The sequence below is a fragment of the Mucilaginibacter sp. genome (genome assembly GCF_028287845.1).
In the GTDB taxonomy this organism is placed as follows: Bacteria; Bacteroidota; Bacteroidia; order Sphingobacteriales; family Sphingobacteriaceae; genus Mucilaginibacter.
The window spans coordinates 1-19,401 of the sequence record NZ_JAQBOW010000107.1 but is presented as its reverse complement, the minus strand read 5'-3'; the positions used below and the strand labels follow the sequence as shown (position 1 = coordinate 19,401).

18 protein-coding genes and 1 tRNA gene are annotated in these 19,401 nt (G+C 40.1%); 10 read left to right on the top strand and 9 right to left on the bottom strand.

What is annotated here, in order from left to right:
* Positions 1 to 214: 214 nt before the first annotated feature.
* The 6 genes from JWP71_RS10755 to JWP71_RS10730 all read left to right on the top strand — a co-directional run bounded on the left by JWP71_RS10755 (position 215) and on the right by JWP71_RS10730 (position 6,286).
* Entirely contained in the window at positions 215 to 1,219 is a 1,005-nt protein-coding gene (locus JWP71_RS10755; protein ID WP_299499594.1) for a porin, read from the top strand.
* A 259-nt stretch (positions 1,220 to 1,478) separates the two neighbouring features.
* On the top strand, positions 1,479 to 2,300 hold the full coding sequence (locus tag JWP71_RS10750; protein ID WP_299499591.1) for an energy transducer TonB: 822 nt from the start codon (positions 1,479 to 1,481) through the stop codon (positions 2,298 to 2,300).
* 139 nt (positions 2,301 to 2,439) lie between these two features.
* The gene (purL, locus tag JWP71_RS10745) at positions 2,440 to 4,662 is read left to right on the top strand and encodes a phosphoribosylformylglycinamidine synthase subunit PurL (protein WP_299499589.1); all 2,223 of its coding nucleotides are present in this window, start codon (positions 2,440 to 2,442) and stop codon (positions 4,660 to 4,662) included.
* Positions 4,662 to 5,051 carry a VOC family protein gene (locus JWP71_RS10740; protein ID WP_299499587.1) on the top strand — a complete coding sequence of 130 codons (390 nt, stop codon included), beginning with the start codon at positions 4,662 to 4,664 and terminating at the stop codon, positions 5,049 to 5,051. Before purL ends, JWP71_RS10740 begins: the two co-directional genes overlap by 1 nt.
* Before the next feature lie 37 nt (positions 5,052 to 5,088).
* Positions 5,089 to 5,793, top strand: a complete 705-nt coding sequence (locus tag JWP71_RS10735; protein ID WP_299499585.1) for a methyltransferase — start codon at positions 5,089 to 5,091, stop codon at positions 5,791 to 5,793.
* A 1-nt stretch (position 5,794) separates the two neighbouring features.
* On the top strand, positions 5,795 to 6,286 hold the full coding sequence (locus JWP71_RS10730) for a metallophosphoesterase family protein (RefSeq protein ID WP_299499584.1): 492 nt from the start codon (positions 5,795 to 5,797) through the stop codon (positions 6,284 to 6,286).
* A 294-nt stretch (positions 6,287 to 6,580) separates the two neighbouring features.
* Here the strand turns inward: JWP71_RS10730 and rnhA are convergent, their stop codons facing one another.
* Both rnhA and JWP71_RS10720 read right to left on the bottom strand, forming a co-directional pair.
* Positions 6,581 to 7,051, bottom strand: coding sequence for a ribonuclease HI (gene rnhA / locus JWP71_RS10725; RefSeq protein ID WP_299499583.1), 471 nt, complete (start codon positions 7,049 to 7,051; stop codon positions 6,581 to 6,583).
* Positions 7,052 to 7,379: 328 nt separating this feature from the next.
* Complete coding sequence (locus JWP71_RS10720; RefSeq protein WP_299499581.1) at positions 7,380 to 9,473, bottom strand: heavy metal translocating P-type ATPase; 2,094 nt, start codon at positions 9,471 to 9,473, stop codon at positions 7,380 to 7,382.
* 105 nt (positions 9,474 to 9,578) lie between these two features.
* On the opposite strand from JWP71_RS10720, the gene JWP71_RS10715 reads away from it, so the two are divergent.
* Positions 9,579 to 9,652: transfer RNA gene (locus JWP71_RS10715), tRNA-His, on the top strand.
* 436 nt (positions 9,653 to 10,088) lie between these two features.
* On the opposite strand, the gene JWP71_RS10710 is transcribed toward JWP71_RS10715, so the two are convergent.
* Complete coding sequence (locus JWP71_RS10710) at positions 10,089 to 10,589, bottom strand: VOC family protein (protein WP_299499580.1); 501 nt, start codon at positions 10,587 to 10,589, stop codon at positions 10,089 to 10,091.
* 569 nt (positions 10,590 to 11,158) lie between these two features.
* Positions 11,159 to 12,712, bottom strand: a complete 1,554-nt coding sequence (locus tag JWP71_RS10705; protein ID WP_299499579.1) for a lipase maturation factor family protein — start codon at positions 12,710 to 12,712, stop codon at positions 11,159 to 11,161.
* 285 nt (positions 12,713 to 12,997) lie between these two features.
* Here JWP71_RS10705 and JWP71_RS10700 point away from each other — a divergent pair, with 285 nt between their 5' ends.
* Positions 12,998 to 13,480 carry a hypothetical protein gene (locus tag JWP71_RS10700; protein ID WP_299499577.1) on the top strand — a complete coding sequence of 161 codons (483 nt, stop codon included), beginning with the start codon at positions 12,998 to 13,000 and terminating at the stop codon, positions 13,478 to 13,480.
* A gap of 74 nt (positions 13,481 to 13,554) precedes the next feature.
* Here JWP71_RS10700 and JWP71_RS10695 read toward each other — a convergent pair whose 3' ends face one another.
* On the bottom strand, positions 13,555 to 14,859 hold the full coding sequence (locus tag JWP71_RS10695; RefSeq protein WP_299499576.1) for a DEAD/DEAH box helicase: 1,305 nt from the start codon (positions 14,857 to 14,859) through the stop codon (positions 13,555 to 13,557).
* Positions 14,860 to 15,444: 585 nt separating this feature from the next.
* Between JWP71_RS10695 and JWP71_RS10690 the strand changes: the two genes are divergently transcribed.
* Positions 15,445 to 15,624: a hypothetical protein gene (locus JWP71_RS10690; protein WP_299499574.1), complete on the top strand. Its 180-nt coding sequence runs from the start codon at positions 15,445 to 15,447 to the stop codon at positions 15,622 to 15,624.
* Positions 15,625 to 15,664: 40 nt separating this feature from the next.
* Here the strand turns inward: JWP71_RS10690 and JWP71_RS10685 are convergent, their stop codons facing one another.
* Positions 15,665 to 16,141, bottom strand: a complete 477-nt coding sequence (locus JWP71_RS10685) for a nuclear transport factor 2 family protein (RefSeq protein WP_299499572.1) — start codon at positions 16,139 to 16,141, stop codon at positions 15,665 to 15,667.
* Positions 16,142 to 16,225: 84 nt separating this feature from the next.
* Between JWP71_RS10685 and JWP71_RS10680 the strand changes: the two genes are divergently transcribed.
* Positions 16,226 to 16,912: a hypothetical protein gene (locus JWP71_RS10680; protein WP_299499570.1), complete on the top strand. Its 687-nt coding sequence runs from the start codon at positions 16,226 to 16,228 to the stop codon at positions 16,910 to 16,912.
* Here the strand turns inward: JWP71_RS10680 and JWP71_RS10675 are convergent, their stop codons facing one another.
* From JWP71_RS10675 to JWP71_RS10665, 3 genes are read right to left on the bottom strand one after another with little or no spacing between them, the layout of a single operon-like run.
* Positions 16,913 to 18,169 (bottom strand): aspartate kinase, encoded by a 1,257-nt coding sequence (locus JWP71_RS10675; protein WP_299499567.1) that lies wholly within the window; start codon positions 18,167 to 18,169, stop codon positions 16,913 to 16,915.
* Between the two features lies 1 nt (position 18,170).
* Entirely contained in the window at positions 18,171 to 18,968 is a 798-nt protein-coding gene (locus tag JWP71_RS10670) for a DUF3298 and DUF4163 domain-containing protein (RefSeq protein WP_299499564.1), read from the bottom strand.
* 3 nt (positions 18,969 to 18,971) lie between these two features.
* Positions 18,972 to 19,394: a GNAT family N-acetyltransferase gene (locus JWP71_RS10665; RefSeq protein ID WP_299499670.1), complete on the bottom strand. Its 423-nt coding sequence runs from the start codon at positions 19,392 to 19,394 to the stop codon at positions 18,972 to 18,974.
* Between the last annotated feature and the right edge of the window lie 7 nt (positions 19,395 to 19,401).

Here is a 19,401-nt window from a genome sequence, read left to right as displayed (position 1 = left end):
CATAACCTATCAATTTGATAGGATACAGATTCTTTGTTTTAATGTATTTTGCTAATATTAAAATATAATTTTTTGAAAATCAGGCACTTAAAACGAATTTATTATTAATGGCTGCTACTTTGTTTAAGGTATCTCAAAACTTTAAAATAGGTACGTTTTAAAAACATCAATCAAATTAACAACAATTATCAATCCAACAATTATCAATCAAATCATGAAAAAACTATTACTTTTATTACTTACTGTATCAGCATTCAGTTTAACCACCAAAGCGCAGGATACAATTAAAACCACTGGCGATGCTCCCCTGGTTATCTCAGGTTCGGTAGATGCTTATTATAAGTATGACTTTTCAGGGCACAACAATATACCTACTTCTTTTGCAAGTGACCAGAACTCATTTTCTATAGGTATGTTTGACCTCGGCGTAAAGAAAAAGGTTGGTGCCGCATCTTTTGTTGGTGAAGTATCATTTGGCCCGCGTAGCGACCAATCTTTACCTGTCGCTACTAATCACATTCAAAACTTATATGTTTCGTATGATGTAACCAGTAGTTTTAACCTGACTATGGGTTATATGGCTACCTTTATTGGGTACGAAGTAATTTCCCCTGCCGGAAATTTTAACTATTCAACATCTTATTTATTCACCAACGGCCCATTCCAAAATGCAGGCGCTAAGGCTACTTTCACATTCTCGCCGGCAGCAAGCTTAATGGTTGGCGTTTTCAATGATCTGTGGAATGTTTATACATCAGCAGGCAGGATAAATACTTTAGGTGCGCAATTAATGTTAGTACCCGTAAAGAACTGGACAGCTTATCTTAACGTGGCCAGTGGCCCGGCTTCAGGTACTGTATTGGATCTGACCACAAACTACCAGATCACAAATGCTTTTAAATTAGGTTTAAACGGCGCTACCAAGTCTGGTAATGGATCAGCAAACTACGATGGTGTTGCATTATATCCGCAGCTAGCTGTTTCTAAAGTAGCTACTATTGGTTTACGTGGCGAGTATTTTAATTTCAAAGCTGTTGGAACTACTCCAAGCTCAAGTATAACCGCGCTTACTGTAACGGCTAATGTTAAATCAGGCCCTTTCACTTTTATACCTGAATTTAGGATTGATAACGGAAAAAATCAAATCTTTACTGATAAAAATGGTGTAGCTACAAAATCTGCTTCACAATTCCTTTTAGCAGCTGTTTACGCTTTCTAAACAAAAGTATTTAAGAGAACTTTCAAAAATAGGAGCTGTCCCGACGTAATCGGGGCAGCTTTTTTGTTTTTGAGTGTTTTTTAAAAAAGGCAAATTGCAACAAAATTGTATATATAATGAATTATTTATTTAAAACTAATTATTTAGTTATGTAAATATAATTAATAATGAAATAATATTGCAAAAATACCAAAAGTGAAAATTTAACAACATTAAATATTTTATAAGCGTTATATAATAAAATTAAATTTCAACCATTATGCTTATTTCAAACTTTAATTTGTACAAGTCCGAGTGGCTCGAACTTGTTTTTGCTAAACGTAACAAAGAATATGGCGCTTATTACATCAGGCAGCATTATGCTGATAATGTTGTAAAGGCCATGGGTATTACTTTTGTCAGCGTTATTAGTGCCGCGGTAATTTTTGGTATCCTGGTAAGGGCAAAGCCCGTAACATTATTTAAAAACACAGCAATAGTTTTAGCAAAATATGCGGAACCACCTGTACCGCCTAAAGCCGAACTTAAAAAAATGAAACCCGCGGCAGCAAAGCCATTACCACCCGTTAATACTACTAAGTATGTACAAATGATTGTAACTGATAAACCGGTAACGATTGATCCTCCAAAACAAATTGATCTTCTGCATAATGCTGTTGGGCCTGAAGATATTAAAGTATCGGGTGGAGGAGAAGGTATAGCCAACTCCGATGTAGGTAAAGAAAGCGGTGGTACAGGAGTTACTACCAGCCCTGATGAGACCATACATATAACAGGAATTGATGTAATGCCCGAGCCCTTTGGCGGTGCGGCAGGATGGGGCAAGTTTTTACAAAAAAACTTACATTATCCTCCTGAGGCCCTGGATAAGAGTGTAAGTGGCCGGGTACTGGTTAGTTTTGTTGTTGAAAAAGACGGACATCTATCAAACGTAATGGTTGATCGTGGTGCCGGATTTGGCATGGATGAGGAGGCCCTGCGTGTATTAAAACTATCACACGCCTGGAAACCCGGCATACAAAGTGACCACCCGGTAAGGGTTAAGTACACCATACCTATTAGCTTTTCTATAAACCAATAATTAGGTGAAAGGCCAAGGTAATATTTAGGTAAAAGGTGAAAGGATAAAGGTAAAAGGTTTGCACATCCCTTACCTTTTACCTTTTACCTTTGGCCTTTTTTCTATACTTTTGGGCATCCTTTTAAAAAAACACATAACATTGGAGACCCAGGAACTTACTACCGTTACAACAGCAAAAGATTTAGGCTTACTATCAGAAGAATATGATCGGATAATAGAAATATTGGGCCGGGTGCCCAACTTTACCGAGCTATCCATTTTTTCGGTAATGTGGAGTGAGCATTGTTCATATAAAAACTCAATTACCTGGCTTAAAACGTTGCCAAAAGATAGTCCGCGTATGTTGGCTAAGGCAGGCGAGGAAAACGCGGGATTGGTTGATTTGGGTGATGGTATTGGATGCGCGTTTAAAATAGAATCTCATAATCACCCTTCGGCTTTAGAACCTTATCAAGGTGCAGCTACAGGGGTGGGCGGTATAAATCGCGATATATTTACCATGGGTGCAAGGCCCATAGCACAATTAAACTCTTTACGTTTTGGCGATATTACCCAGGATCGCACTAAATGGTTAATTAAAGGTGTTGTTAAAGGCATTAGTCATTATGGCAATGCTTTTGGTATAGCTACTGTTGGCGGCGAGTTGTTTTTTGATGATTGCTATAACGTTAACCCGTTGGTTAACGCCATGTCTGCAGGTATTGTTAAGGCGGGCGAAACCGTATCGGCAACATCATATGGCGTTGGTAATCCGGTATATATTGTAGGGTCTGCAACGGGTAAAGATGGTATACACGGCGCTGCTTTTGCATCAAAAGATATTACAGAGGATTCTGTTAATGATTTACCGGCCGTACAGGTTGGCGACCCTTTCCAGGAAAAACTATTGTTAGAGGCAACGTTAGAAGTAATTAAGACAGGTGCCGTTGTTGGTATGCAGGATATGGGCGCGGCAGGTATTATCTGCTCAAACTCAGAAATGTCTGCCAAAGGCGAACATGGTATGCGAATAAATTTGGACGCTGTACCAACGCGCCAGAAAAATATGAAGCCTTTCGAGATATTGCTGTCAGAGTCGCAGGAGCGTATGTTGATAGTAGTACACAAGGGCCGTGAAAAAGAAGTAGAAGCTGTTTTTGATAAATGGGACCTGAACTGTGCTATTATTGGCGAGGTAACTGATACCAAACGCCTGGAATATTATGCAGACGGCAAGTTAGTTGCTGATGTACCTGCTGATGACCTGGTATTAGGTGGCGGCGCACCGGTTTACGAACGCGAATATCGTGAGCCTGCATATTTTGCCGCGAATCAAAAATTTAAAATAGAAGATGTTAAAGAGCCGGCTAATCTTTTAGAAGTTGCCGAGCATTTAATATCACATCCTAATATTGCATCAAAACGTTGGGTGACCGATCAGTATGATTCTATGGTAGGTGTAGCCACAATGACTACCAACCGCCCAAGTGATGCAGCTGTGGTAAATGTTATAGGCACTGATAAAGCTATTGTTTTAACAGTTGATTGTAATTCGCGCTACGTATATGCCGATCCGCAAAAGGGTACGGCTATTGCAGTAGCAGAAGCCGCGCGTAATATTACCTGCGCTGGTGGTGAACCTGTTGCTATAACTAATTGCCTTAATTTTGGCAATCCATACAAACCTGAAGTTTACTGGCAGTTTGTTGGTGCTATAAAAGGAATGGGAGAGGCCTGTCGTAAATTTGAAACTCCTGTTACCGGTGGTAATGTAAGTTTTTACAATCAATCTACTGATGATGGGCCGGTTTTCCCTACACCAACTATTGGTATGTTGGGAGTAATGGATGATGTGACTAACATCATGACATCAGACTTTAAACAACCTGATGATTTGGTTTATTTGATTGGCGAATCTGTTAATGACATTGCATCCTCTCAATATTTAGCCTCATGGCATAAAATACTGGCCGCACCCGCACCTTATTTTGATATAGATAAGGAATACGATATGCAGCAAGTGGTTAAGCAATTGATCAAACATAAAATGATACAATCTGCCCATGACGTGGCCGACGGTGGTTTATTTATTACCCTAATCGAATCGGCAATGCCAAATGGTTTAGGTTTTGAAATTACATCAGAAACCGGCATACGTAAAGATGCTTTCTTGTTTGGTGAAGCACAAGGAAGGGTAGTAGTAAGCGTTGCACCTGCCGATCAGGAACGTTTTATTGAACTAATGGCTACCAGCGAAGTTGAGTTTAGCTTATTGGGTACCGTAAGCAATGGCTATTTAAGTGTTGACGACGAATCATTCGGCCATATCACTGATATTAAATTGGTTTACGACAACGTATTGCACGCTATATTAGGAGACTAATGTTAAAGATAAACCGGGTACATCATATCGCCATAATTTGTTCTGATTATACAGTATCAAAGCATTTTTATACAGTGGTACTCGGGTTTAAAATATTGGCAGAAGTTTATCGTGCCGAACGCAAATCGTACAAGCTTGATCTGGAAGTGGGTAACCAATACCAGATCGAGCTTTTTTCATTTCCTGACCCAACTAAAAGGCCATCACGCCCTGAAGCAGCCGGCCTTCGCCATATAGCTTTTGAGGTCGATAATATTGATGAAGCGATAGCCGCAATAACCGCGTATAATGTGGTTGTCGAGCCCATCCGTATAGATGAGTTTACCGGCAAGCGGTTCACTTTTTTCGCAGACCCTGATGGGTTGCCAATTGAATTTTACGAGCGTTAACTTCCATTCGTGACATTTTAATTTACCTTCGCTTCCTATGTTTCGCTTCAAACAATTCAACGTCGACCAAAGCGGTTGTGCCATGAAGATCAATACGGATGGTGTGCTGCTGGGTGCCTTAACCCAAGCAAGTAATGCTGTAACTGTACTGGATATTGGCACAGGCACAGGTGTAATTGCCTTAATGCTTGCACAAAGGTTTGTTAATGCTAAAATTGATGCCGTTGAAATAGACCTAATCGCTGCGGAAACGGCTAAGCAGAATTTTACAGGATCACCATTTGCTGATCGTCTGCATATTTATCCGGCCGGGTTTGGGGCTTTCTTTAAAGATAATCCTGAAAGGAAGTATGACCTTATAGTTTCTAATCCGCCGTTCCATATAAATTCGCTCGAATCACCTGGAGCTAAGAAAAGCCTGGCTAAGCATACGGATGAATATTTTTTTGAAGAGCTGATTAAATCTGTTGCCCGCCACCTAACAGAAAATGGTGAATGCTGGTTAATATTGCCTTTGCAAACCGCTCAATTAGTGAGGGCTATAAATACACAGCATCAGCTAAATATAAAGCAGGTAATAAGTATCCTATCTTATCCTGATTCAATTCCTCACCGGGAAATTTTAGTGCTAACTTTGGATGAAACAAAGAATCCGGATGAGCAATTTGTTATTTATGCAGAGCCAAAAGTATATTCGGAAGCGTATCAAAACAAGTTAAAGGACTTCTTTACAATATTTTAAAATGACCCGAATAGGCCTGATATCAGACACCCATAGTTTCCTTGACGATGCCGTCTTTAAACATTTTGAACAATGTGATGAGATATGGCACGCCGGCGATTTCGGTAATATGGAATTGGTTGATAAACTGGCCGCGTTTAAACCTTTGCGTGGCGTATATGGCAATATCGATGGTAAAGAAATACGACAAACCTATCCCGAAAATTTACGGTTTAAATGTGAGGATGTGGATGTATGGATGACGCATATTGGTGGTTACCCGGATAGGTATGATTTGCGGATACGGAATGAAATATACGCCAATCCGCCCGCTTTATTTATCTCCGGCCATTCGCATATTTTAAAGGTGATTTATGATAAAAAGATAAACTGCCTGCACTTAAATCCGGGCGCTGCGGGTAAACAGGGCTGGCAAAAAGTACGCACTTTAATGCGGTTTAATATTGATGGTAATAAGATACAGGATCTGCAGGTGATTGAGCTGGCTAAATAATAAAAAGCATTTGGCAAAAGCGAATCTTGTTACACGCGATTGTGTAACAAAATGTAACAAAGTGTAACAAGATTTCGACTTAACTTGTTGAAAATAAATCAACTACGAAAAAGTGGTGTAACAAAATGTAACAACTTATTCGTCAGTATTTTTAAGTATGACTTTAAGTTTTATCATTGATAATCAAATAATTACATATTGGCAGTTTTAGAAGTGGTGAAACAAGTTATTTGACAAGATGAAACAAAATTACCGGCCATATAACGCCGCCATCATATCAGTTGCCGTTTGTAATTAAAATAGATTAGCCTTAGCTGCTTCCATCTCAAAAACAGTATCTATTAGTAAATCTTTTTGCTTTCCGGCAGCTACAGCCAACTCATCACAACGCTCGTTTTCGGGGTGTCCATTATGACCGCGTACCCAGTTGAATTTTACGTTATGCAGTTTACTGATATCTAAATAACGCAGCCAAAGATCCTTGTTCTTTTTGTCTTTAAAACCTTTTTGCAGCCAGCCATATACCCATTTTTTTTCGATGGCATCAATTACATATTTCGAATCTGAAAAAATGGTTACGCTTTGATTGGGTTTGTTCAGCGCTTCCAACCCCTTTATTACCGCCAGCAGTTCCATGCGGTTATTGGTTGTTTTGCGGAAACCTTCAGACAGTTCTTTGTAATGACTCCCCGCGCGTAATATCACACCATATCCCCCCGGACCCGGATTACCGCTTGATGAACCATCTGTATAAATTTCAATCATATCCCCCCAGCCCCCTAAAGGGGGAGCTGAATGGCGTAAAAATAATAATAAATTTATTATTCCCCCTTCAGGGGTTAAGGGGGCGGGCAAACGCATTGAAATAACTCAAATGAGTATCGCATATATAAGGAGGCTCCGATAGGAGCCAAATAAGATTTGTCTTGTTCTTCTATAAACAGGGAGCTCCTCCGGAGCCAATATTTGCTGAAACAAGGCGGACATTTGACTCCGGGGGAGTCGCCTGTTTATAGAAATAAGCTATAAAATTAGAAAGGCTCCATAGGAGCCTCCTAATGATGTGTATTATTTTTTAATGCGCTGCCCTGGGTTAGGGGGTTATACGCTTGCGCTTCAATCTTAGTGAATTTCCAATAACTACCACATCAGAGAAAGCCATCGTGAATGCGCCTACCATTGGGTTTAAAAAGCCTAATGCCGCTACAGGTATAGCAATAATGTTATAGGCAAATGCCCAAAATAAGTTTTGTTTAATGGTTAACAGTGTATGCCTGCTGATCTGCAGGAATTTAATAACCGAATGCAGATCTGTATTTAATAAAATTACCCGTGCAGATTGTATGGCTATCTGGCTGGCATCATTCATAGATACGCCAACATCGGCCTTGGTTAGGGCAGGGGCATCGTTTATGCCATCGCCAATCATTATGGTTTTGCCTTTTTGTTTGTAGATGTCAATAACAGTTAGCTTTTCATCAGGTAGCTTTTCTCCGTGTACCTCGTTAATACCAACTGTCTTTGCAACTTTTTGGCACCTGTTTTCTCTGTCGCCACTTAATAAAACGGGAATTATTCCCATTTTTTTAAGCTGAGTTATTAATGTTATGGCTTCGGGCTTAATGGTATCATCTATAGCTATTTGTGCTAATAAAACCTGGTTCTTATAAAGCGACAAATTAAAATCATTTGCGTCTATTGATTTGCCTGTACCCAGGAAATAGTGGTTGCCTTCCACGTCTTCGGCACGCATGCCTAATCCTTTTTCTTCGGTGGCTGTACGTAGTATCAGTTTAGTTTGAGGTAATGATTTTAACCCCTCTACCAGCGATTTTGCAATAGGGTGATTTGATCTTTCTTCAATAGCTACTATTATTCCACGTATATGCTCCAGGTCAACACCATCTTCCACCTTTATATCATGAATGCTGAATTTGCCGGTAGTTAGCGTGCCTGTTTTATCAAATACAACATATTTGGTATTAGCGACAGCTTCGATGGTATCGCCTCCTTTTATTAATATGCCGCTTTTAGCAGCGCGGCCCAGCCCAACCATAACGGCTGTTGGCGTTGCTAAGCCCATAGCGCATGGGCAGGAAATAACTAGTACAGCAATTGCATTCATTAATGATTTTTGTAAACCGGTATCACTCAGAAAAAATGTAAGTACAAAGGTTAGCACGGAAATTAATATCACCGCAGGCACAAATATGGCAGCCACCTTATCGCCCAGTTTTTGAACGGGAGGTTTAGCCGCCTGCGCCTTTTTCATTAGTTCAATAATTTGCGATAGTATGGTATTAGCGCCAACTTTGGTAGCAATCATCCTAAGGTTGCCATTTTGCACTATTGTACCGCCTATTACTTTATCATATTTTTCTTTTTCAACCGGAACGCTTTCGCCGGTAAGCATGGCTTCGTCAACAGATGCGCTGCCTTCCAAAATATCACCGTCAACCGGTATTTTATCTCCGTGGTTAACCAATAGTATATCACCGGGGCGTACATCGCGGGCATTAATTACCTCGATAGTGCCATTGACAATTCGGTTAGCATTTACCTGTTGAAACTTAATTAAGTCTTTTACAGCCGATGTAGTTTGATTTACCGAACGTTTCTCGAAAACGTTACCCAACAGCACCAGCGTAATAATAGTGGCGCAGGTTTCATAAAACTGGTACTGTTCGCCCAGGTTTTGGATAGTGCCCACTAAACTATAAATAAAAGCAGATGTTGAGCCAATAAATATCAGCACATCCATATTAGGGACACCGCCTTTAACAGAATGCCAGGCGCTTTTACCAAAATGCAGGCATCCCACAATAAAAACAGGTAAACATAATAGCAACTGCACCATTGGCATGTGTAAAAAATGCCATGACAAAATCATGTGCAACAAAAGGGGTGCAGTAAATAGGGCACAGAAAATAAATTTGTTCTCTACCTTTTCATAAAACTTTGGTGCATGCAGGTCAAGGTTATCAACAACTTTAAAGCCCAGTTGCTCAATGCCCTTTATTATCTCGGGCAGTTGCGTGCCGTTAGCGTTAGAGAATTTAACTTCCTCGCCGGCAAAATCAACCAGTATATTGTTCAATCCTTTTTTCTCCAACAGCTTGTGTATGGACAATGCACAATTGTTACAGTGCATCCCTGTTACATTCAACTCTACTAATTGCTCTGTCATAACACAAATCTACTTATACAGAGGTAGTAACGGGTAAGCCCAATGTAATATTAAAAAAGGCTTTGCATTTAGGCCGAAGATTTTTACATTTGCACTCTCCAAACGGTAGATGTAGCTCAGTTGGTTAGAGCATCGGTTTGTGGTACCGAGGGTCGTGGGTTCGAGCCCCATCATTTACCCAGCAACGCCTTTCATGAAAATGGGAGGCGTTTTTTTGTTTGTGGTAGTCTAAAGACTACATGTATAGTGGTTCGAAGTCTGGAGACTTCCTTTAGATTATGCTTGTAGTTTCTAACTACGCTGGCATGCTTTTAACAATAGGCACAGCCTATCTGCATAGTAGTCCGAAGTCAGAGAAATCGGACAGCGGGGAAGATTCTAAAAAAAGTTTTTTTGTCATTCTGAACGTAGTGAAGAACTGTTCTCTTGAGCATAGCGAAAAATCTTGTAAATTGACAGGTATACAGCAGATCGGTGGCAACTTTGCAGGTGTATAAGATTCTTCGCTCTCGCTCAGAATGACAAATTTAATCTTCCGAACACCAATGGTCTTGTGACCAAAATTACGTAGGGAATCAGCATTTGCATCATTTTTTCAATACCCATAACTGCTGTTTATTTGGTAGTGACACTACCCGGTTTGGCATATTCCACATCATTGGGTTCCCATAATTCTATCTTATTGCCCTCGGGGTCCATCAGGTGTACAAAATTACCATAGCTGGTCTTTGCCACGCTGTCAATAGGCAGTATACCCGCCGCTTTCATTTGGGCTAAAAGCTGATCCAGCCCTTCCACGCGGTAATTGATCATGAATTGCTTTTCAGAGGGTTGAAAGTATTTGGTGGTTTCTTTAAATGGCGCCCATGCCGTAAAACCTTTTTTTGTGCTGTCCATGCCCTGGTGACATTCAAAATTCGCACCGTAATCGCTCATGCGGATGCCCAGGTTCTTGCTGTACCAGGCTTTCAGCGCGGCGGGGTCTTTGGCCTTAAAAAAAATACCGCCGATGCCCGTCACACGCGGACCGCTATTAACCGGGTTAGTTAACCGGCTGAAACCATAGCCTAACAGGAAGGCCGCGCAAAGCAGGCCCATTAGCGTAAATTTTTTCATGATATGCGTTTTACCTAAAAGATTGGAAATAGACAAGTTGACCTTGCAAACACTAAAGTACCGTTTATCAGGGCAAATGCATTAAAATAATAATACACATCATTAGGAGGCTCCCATGGAGCCTTTTCTAAACTTTATAGCTTATTTCTATAAACAGGTGACTCCCCCGGAGTCAAATGCCCACTTTGTTTCAGCAAATATTGGCTCCGTAGGAGCTCCCTGTTTATAGCAGAACAAGACAAACCCTATTTTGGCTCCATCGGAGCCTCCTTAGATATGCGATATATATGCGATACTCTTTAGTTATTTTAATGCGTTCGCCCTGACCGTTTTATATTTAAGGAAACAATTTGACTATATCTGAGCTCAGGGCAGACGCATTGAAATTTTTTTGCCCTCTTTCCGCGTAGCGTAGTCGGGGTGAGTAATCGCCGCCGTGCATTGGCGGTAATGTCGCTTTATTAGTACTCACCCGATCATCGCTAAGTCGCTCGATCACCCTCTCTTCCGCAAGCGGTAAAGAGGGTTGGGGTGGTATCTTTTTTAATGCGCCTGCCCCGTACCTGAACTTAACGTATCCATTTTTCATATTCAAGGAATTTAATCAGACGCGGATTATCAGCTGAAATAGCCGGGATCCATTCGCCAACTTGCTCACGGGTCCACCAAAGGCCTTGCGGGTTGCCTGGCGATGCAAATTTATATCGATATAAAACAGCCCGGATATAGCGCGGCGGCTTGCCGGGAAAAGGATTGCCCGCGAACAAACTCATAGCACCGGGATCATTATGAAGGAGTTTCCATACCAGGTTGTAGGTCCAGGGATATTGATCGGCAGATGACATGGCTGCAAACCACATTTGCCAGTCTAAACGCAACTGGTAAGGAGCTATTTGCGGTGGCCGCTGGTTAAGCAATACCGGCAGCCCTTTATAAATATAGGGCTTCCAGTTGGTTTTCTCGTCGGGCAGCTCATCCATGGTTCCTTCAAATACAACATTTAAACGTTCCTGCCCCACACTTCCAAATGCTCCGTAAGTATTTACAATATCCAGCGGGTCGAATGAGGTGTTCATGATCTGCCCCGGAGATAGAATGTTTAATGCAGGCTGAATGCTAAGCAGTGCAATAATAACGGTAACGGCCCAGCCGGTGGTAAGCATAGATATGGATTCTTCGGCATTGCCGGCAGCAGCTTTCGCCTTTTGAACGAGTCGTTTTGGAAGAACCCCGGCCCAGAAGCCATCATCAAAACAAGCCAGCGCCGGCACAACAGTAAGCCAATTTAAAAACGAGAGGTTGCCGCTGAACATAAGGGCGACCTGAAACAGCGCGATTACAGATCCTGCTATATGGCGGGCAAGCCGCGGCCAGAATACAAACCATGGCGCTACGAGTTCGGCCAGCCAATTGAACCAGATGCCGGTTCTTAACATTGCACGCGGCAGGAAATGGAACAACCGGCTTAACGGACCGGGAATAGGTTGTGTTTCGAAGTGATAATAGAGGGCTGTGCCATTATGCCATATTTTATCCCCGCGAAACTTTATCAACCCAGAACCAAGCATAATACGGAAAGTTAGCCACCGAAATAAAATAATGATGGGCATAGGGGGGGCTTGCCGTGGAAATGGACGCAGGTTGAGCAGCGGACAGAGAAAGATTGCCAGAAAGCCGGTTTCGCTTAATTGGATCTCCCAGCCGTATCCATACCATTCTTGTCCTACATGAACAAAAGACATGTAAAGGAACCAAAGAACAGCAAGCAGCAGCGCATTGGCATAACCTGCCGCTACTACACATGATAGTATAAACCCGATCCAGGCAGCCGTTAAAAGTGCCGTATCCGTGTGCCAAAGCCAAAATATTGACGGCAGACGGACAAAACCGGCCCCGGCCGACCCCAACGCAATACTAACCTGTTTTAAGTAAATTCCTACCGGAAGCAAACCATCAGACCCTATTAAAGGGACGATCTGGTTAATGGCCACCAGAAAAGCTACAGCATAGATCACCCCCAACAGGCGAAGAATTACAAAACGGGTAAGCCAGTAGGTTGGAGGGGTTTCCTGCACCTGGGAAACTATTTCGGCCCCACTATCTGATTTGTTTTCTGCCTTCATTTGCAGTTTATCGCCTTAGGCGTAATTTATTAATAGTACATTAATAATAGTGGTATGGTTTGTGAAAATTGATGTAAAAAAAATCGCTGGTACATTTTTGTGGATATTGAGATCGCTTCAGGATGTAGTTGCGCGAAATCCTAGTCCTTAACTATGTAAAAAACACTAATATGAAATTACTTTAAGTTCAAAGTAAATAATTGTCGTAATTTTTTGATAATTAAGGATTTAAATTATTACATTTAATGTAACTAACAGATTACAAACAATTTAAATCTCAAAACTATGAAAAAGCTTTTTGTAATGTTTTTACTGGCCATGCCATTTGTGGCAATGAGTCAGATGAACAGCGGTTATACCGCCAGTTATTCATCAAAGTTTACCATTGCCAGTCCAACGTATTCGGATAAAATTTTGATGCTTTGGAAAGACTATGAAAATAATACTTTGGATAAACACGGAGATTTTATATCGGACACGGTGACGATGATGCATGCAGGCGGAGCTATGGTAAAAGGTAAGGCAGAGAATCTTAAAAATGTAAAGGAATTTAGAGGCTCTATACAGAATTATAAGGTAAGTTTAGATGCCTGGATAAGTTTAAAAAGTACAGACAAGAATGAAAATGTAGTTTGTGTTTGGGGAACCGAAGAATTTACTGATAAAGATGGGAAACATGTTAAACAACGTACACATGAAGTATGGAAATTTAATAAAGATGGAAAAGTGGATTTAATGTTGCAATATGCCGGTGTAGAGGGTATGTAATGTCATAAAGATAGTGCTCATAAATATCAATAAGGCTGCTTCAGGGCAGTCTTTTTTTTGTGCCCAGTTAATTGTTATCCGTGCTTTTTCTTCTTATTCATTTTAGCCTTTTGCCCCGAGCTAAAATTATAATTTTTACTGTTAGCCGCCTTTTTCTCATGAAATGCTGCACCAATTTCAGGCCCTGTTTTTATCGACTGTTTAGTCGGTTCGGCTTTGGGTTTTGTTTCGCTTACAATTACCAATTCATCGGGTAGGGCAGCCAATTGCATTTTTTTACCGGTGGCTTGTTCTATCTTTTTTACCTGACTAAGTTCAAGATCGGTAGCAAAGGTTAGGGCCAGCGTTTCATCATCACTGTCAGGATCTTGATTGATAATACGTTCAATATAAATTTCCTTTCCCGGCGGAAGATCAAAATGTATCAGGAAAGGTACGCCGTTTAAATCAATAGTTTCTTCTTCATTTTCATTAACCACAATTAACACCCTTGCGCCCTTCTCAGCCTTAAATTCATTTACACTTTTAAACCCAATCGCATCAAAAAACGGCGCATTTAAATAAGCTACCGCATTATGCATACGGCGGTTAAGACTTTGATATATCTTTTCGGCAGTTGCGCTATTGTTTACAAATACAATGCTTTTAGTAAACACCTCCTCATCATAAAAAAATAAATTTAACAGGTTAAGTTTGGTAAGGAAATTAGGAACATTATATAATAATTGCTGATGCGTTATCATGGGGGTTTCTTCCTTTGGCTCTACCTCAATCACAGCATGCAGCTTCATAAATGGGGCTATCATTTTTTCGATGCGGCTGTGCATAACATCAGTAAATACAAGATGCTGGCATTTTGGGATGCTGTTTGCCAGTTCGGCTATAGGTAACTGCATGCCTTTTTTAATCATTTGGTCGGCATCATCAACAATAAACAGATCTATTTTATTTAGATTAAGTGCCAGTTTTAAATAAATGGCCCTTGCCCTGTCGGGAGTTGCTACAACAATATCGGCACCATCAGCCAATGCATCCATTTGTGCCTCTGTGCCCGCGGTAACGTATAAGCCGACAATTGAAATAGATTTATTTTTATTTAATAACTCAAATTGCTCAATAACAGCTAATACTTGCTCTTTATCAGGTACAAGTATCAACACTTTGGGCACACCTTCGGGCGCGTAGTTGAATCGGTTTAAGGCGCCTAAAATATAAGCGGTAGTTTTGCCAAAACCTTCGGGAGCTATGGTAATAATATCCTGCCCGCCCATAATTCTTGTCAGTGTTTTTTGTTGTACCTCTTTGGGAGCCGTATACCCCACCTCATTTACCGATCTAACCAGTTGTTTATTCAGCTTCAATTTATCAAACCCTGCCATTGTGTTGTATCAAATATTAAAGTGCGAAATTACCTTTATAATTTCGCAATCAGGAATTTTAGAAAAACGGAATCTGGCAGGTTGTAAAATCGGATGCAAAATTGGTGATAGCTTTATTTCTTTCTCACCAAATAATTCTAATTATCTGTCAGTCAATCCTTCCATTTTGTGTCCTATTTAAAATCACTTTTTTATAAAGAAAAATTAATTTTAAAGAAACAATTTGATTCCGCCAAACGTATAAATAGGGTACTTGTTAAGTAAATATATTAATAGAGTATTTCTTTTAGGTTAACTATAATGAAACAAACGGACGTTTATATTATAAAGAAAAGAAGAAAATGCCAGAAGTGCGGCAAAGGAGAATTAGATACCCGCATCCGGAGAGGTACTTTAATTAGGTTGTTTTTACCCTGGCTGCCAATAAAGCACTATAGATGTAGCACCTGTTGGAAAAAGAGCTACATTTTAGGTTCGGTATGGAGAATTGCTGAATCGCATGAGGATTCATTAATTACAACATAAAAATCATATTTGGATATCGGTACAATTGTTGCATGTGTTTGTGTATTTAAACGCAACATTATGAAAACGCAGAATTTAAAAAATAATGCCGATGGACAAGGTTCCACAACTGCCGACCGTGCTTTTACCGATCAAAACGAAAAGCTTAAAGAAAGGGGCATTAGTAACTCAGGCGGGCAACGCTCAGATCAAACTTCAAGCAAAGACAGCGCTCACAAGCCCGAAAAGAAAAAGAGCTAATTATACAAAAATGCCGCTGTGTTTGCAGCGGCTTTGTATTTTAGTGATTATAGCTTATAACGCGGGTCATTTTCCATTCACCATCTTTGTGCTGCCAAACTTCGGTGAATTTTAGTAGGGCAACTTCCTCTTTACCATTTTCTATATGAGTGAATTTATGCACGCCAACTTCTATGGCGCCAAAATCTTTTAATGGATAAACTTCAAGGCTGCTTTTTACCAGTTCGCGCTTTAAGCCGCTTATTTTGGCTTGCTTAAACATTGCACCAAAAGCCTTCATGGTATCATCGTAATTGGTTATGGTGCCGTTATCATTATAAAACTCAATATCTTTTGAAAAGAATTTTTTTAATGTTTCCAGATTCTGTGTATTAAATGCGGCAAAGCATATACTATCCTGATGTAGGATGGTGTTATATAGCTCCTGATTAAAATGCCGTTGTTCAATCTGTGCATTAGCAGTAATGCAGGTAAGTAATAATAGGGCTATGGTAATGATGTATATGGCGCGTTTCATTATAGTTTCTTTTATGAGTTTTGACGCGCTATTTAAAATATAGGTTACAACTAATTCTTTATATTCTATACTTTTGCTGCTGATATGAAAAAGTTCCTCATCTTTTGTTTGGTTGTGCTTACGGCCTGCCACTCTAAACCAAAAACACCATTCACCATATTAAAATCCGTAAAAACCAAAGATGGCGCAAAACTGGATGTGCAGGTAAACGCCCGTATCAGCAAAGAGCAAATGGTTGAAATTGCGGCTTATATAAAGAGCGACAGTTCACAATACAATAATTTACAGATAGATTATATACTGCCCGGCAACAGCTATAAAAATGAAGGTGGTATTATTGTATATGCTACAGCGGCTTATCATGATAAAGGCGTAATTGCACCGACAGATACCGTAAAGGATAATGACAACAACTTATTGAGTTTTGAATTTGTTGGCTTTACGCCCGAAAAGGCAAAGCAACTACTTGCTTTCAACCCTGCGGATATGGTTGACAAACAGGTATTAGGCAAATTTATTGATGATAATACCAAAACCATCAGTATTATTTATGAGGATAAGAAAGAAGCGAATCAATCATATATTTTAGAGCTGGATACTTTAGGCAAAGTGGTATCAGCCATTGCGCCAATGGAAGTAACAGCTAAAGGAATTAAAAAAATGGTTGTTACCCAGCAGGGCGATTATATGGTTTTAAAGGATAGTATACTCACCATGTACAGCAGTGCTGATAATGATAAACCTTTCAGAAGCATAAAACAGGGCCTGTAGTTATTTAACTACTACCTGTATCGTGTTCCTGCTAATTTGCTCTAATAAAATGGTTTTGCCTGTGGTTAAGGTTTTTAGGGTATTATCTGCATAATGCCTTATAGTAATTAGCGTTAAGTCGCTGTTATACTTTGCCTTATAATCGGTACTGATATCGGCTAACAGTTTATCAAAGCTCTCTGTTTTATGATCAAAACAAATGCTAAAGCTTAATGCTGATGTCTGCATCATATTAATTTTAACATGCCCTTTAGCAAACCTGCCAAATATATCGCTTAAATGATCTTCGGATATAAAGGAATAATCTTTTGGGGATAATGAAAGCAATACCTGGCTCTGTTTAATAATGATAACCGGTTTTTCAAACACATGTGCCGCGCTTTCTATTATTATCGTTCCGGCTTCTTCAGGGTGATTAAATGGCTTTACAAATAACGGAATTTTAGCGTTTTGCAGCGGTTTTATGGTTTTTGGGTGAATAACTGTAGCGCCGTAATAGGTCATCTCAATAGCTTCAGTATAGCTTAGCTCATCAAACTTTACGGTATCTTCAAATAGCTTAGGATCGGCATTTAAAATGCCGGGCACATCCTTCCAGGTAGTAACTGATGCTGCACCCAGGCAGGCCGCGAATATGGACGCGGTGTAATCAGATCCCTCACGACCTAATGTGGTAGTGAAATTTTCAGACGTGCCGCCCAAAAAGCCCTGCGTAACTACAATACCTTTTTCTAATAGCGCTGGGATGCCTTGTTGAATGCTTTCGCAGGTTTTATCCCATTGTACTACGCCCTCGCGATAAGTATTGTCCGTATGAATATAACCGCGCACATCCAGCCATTGGCTCTTTAAACCGGCTTTATTTAAGTAAGCAGTAACTATACGGGTTGATACCAGTTCACCAACCGATACGATCTGGTCATAAATAAAATCAAAGTCGTCATGAGGTTCGTCCTCTATCATCCAGTCTATCTCTACAAATGTATTGGCAACATCATTAAAAACCTGGTCGTTGGCATCAAATAATTCGGCCAATATATCATAGTGATATTTTTTTATGTCTTCGTAAACATCATGCAGGTCATCAGTTTGGTCGGCATAGGCTTTGGCCAGGTTCTCCAGCGCGTTGGTGGTTTTACCCATTGCTGATACAACGATAAGCAATTGTTCACTTTTATATTTGCCGACTACATTAGCCAGGTTAATGATACCTTCTGCATCCTTAACCGACGCACCTCCGAATTTAAAAACAAGCATTTTATTTGATATATTGACTTACAACCGTATTGGGCCGTAATAGTGATTTAATTTTTGCGTAGGGGATAAGCAGTTCTGTTTGCCCGGCTGCATAGGGTTTTATTTCGTATTGATTGTAGATAAACCTTAAACCCAGCGGTGTAACAGAGAAGTTTTGATTTAGGGCAAATTTATCATCTTTAAAAAAGTAGTCGTTAGCTAATGAAGCAGTGGGGCTTAATTTTTCCTGTTTCCTAAAAATTTCTTCAGCAATTGCATTCAGCTTTGCAGTAAACCCGTTTATGAAAATATCATTAAGCGAAATGTTTTTACTTGCCTTGGTATTCCAGTTAATAAATACAGTTTCTGAGCCACCGTGTGCACCGCCTTCAAAAGAATAGCCGCTAATCACCAATGTAGTAAGGCTCGAATCCTGGCGAACTATGCTTGCGTTCATATCAAGCGTATAAAATAATTTACGGTCATCCTGGCTTTTGTTTTGATCGTAAGTCTTAATAAAATTTGATGTTAGCTGGTTCAGGCTGGTATCTTTATCATTTAATGCAAATAAGTTTAATAGTTTATGCTTTAAGGTGTCATTTAACAATCCGTCCTTAAAAAAAAATGGATATTTAATTTTAACCACTGTGCAACCGTTGTCCGGCTTAGTACCGCAATCTGCTGCTTTTTGTTTAATTATATGATAGGAGTAAGTTAAAGTATCCGTTGTTATAGCAGGTTTAGGCTTCTTAGTATCTCCCCACATACATGAGCTTAATCCCAGTATCATTCCTAAAAAAAATAAATACACTATTTTCATAACCTAATAATTTAATAACTGTTCTTTAGATAACGACGCGTTTAACCACCCCGCTTCAATAGATGCATGGTATTTAGCGTAAAAATTAAGCGCCGGTTGGTTCCAGTCCAATACCTGCCATACCATACCGCTAAATCCTTTTTCTTTAGCTTCAATAATTAACCGGTCAAAAAGTAGTTTGCCAATTCCCCGGCCGCGCATGGGCTCGGTAACTATAAAATCTTCCAGATACATGCGGCATCCTTTCCAGGTAGAAAATCGGGTATAGTATAGCGCAAAACCAACCACTAACCCGCCAACTTCAGCTACATAGGCTTTCCAAACCGGCTTTTCGCCAAAGCCTGCGGCTTCAAATTCTTCTATGGTTACGGTTACTTCTTGCGGGGCCTTTTCATATAGCGCCAGTTCGTTCACCAGTTCCAACAGGCGTACG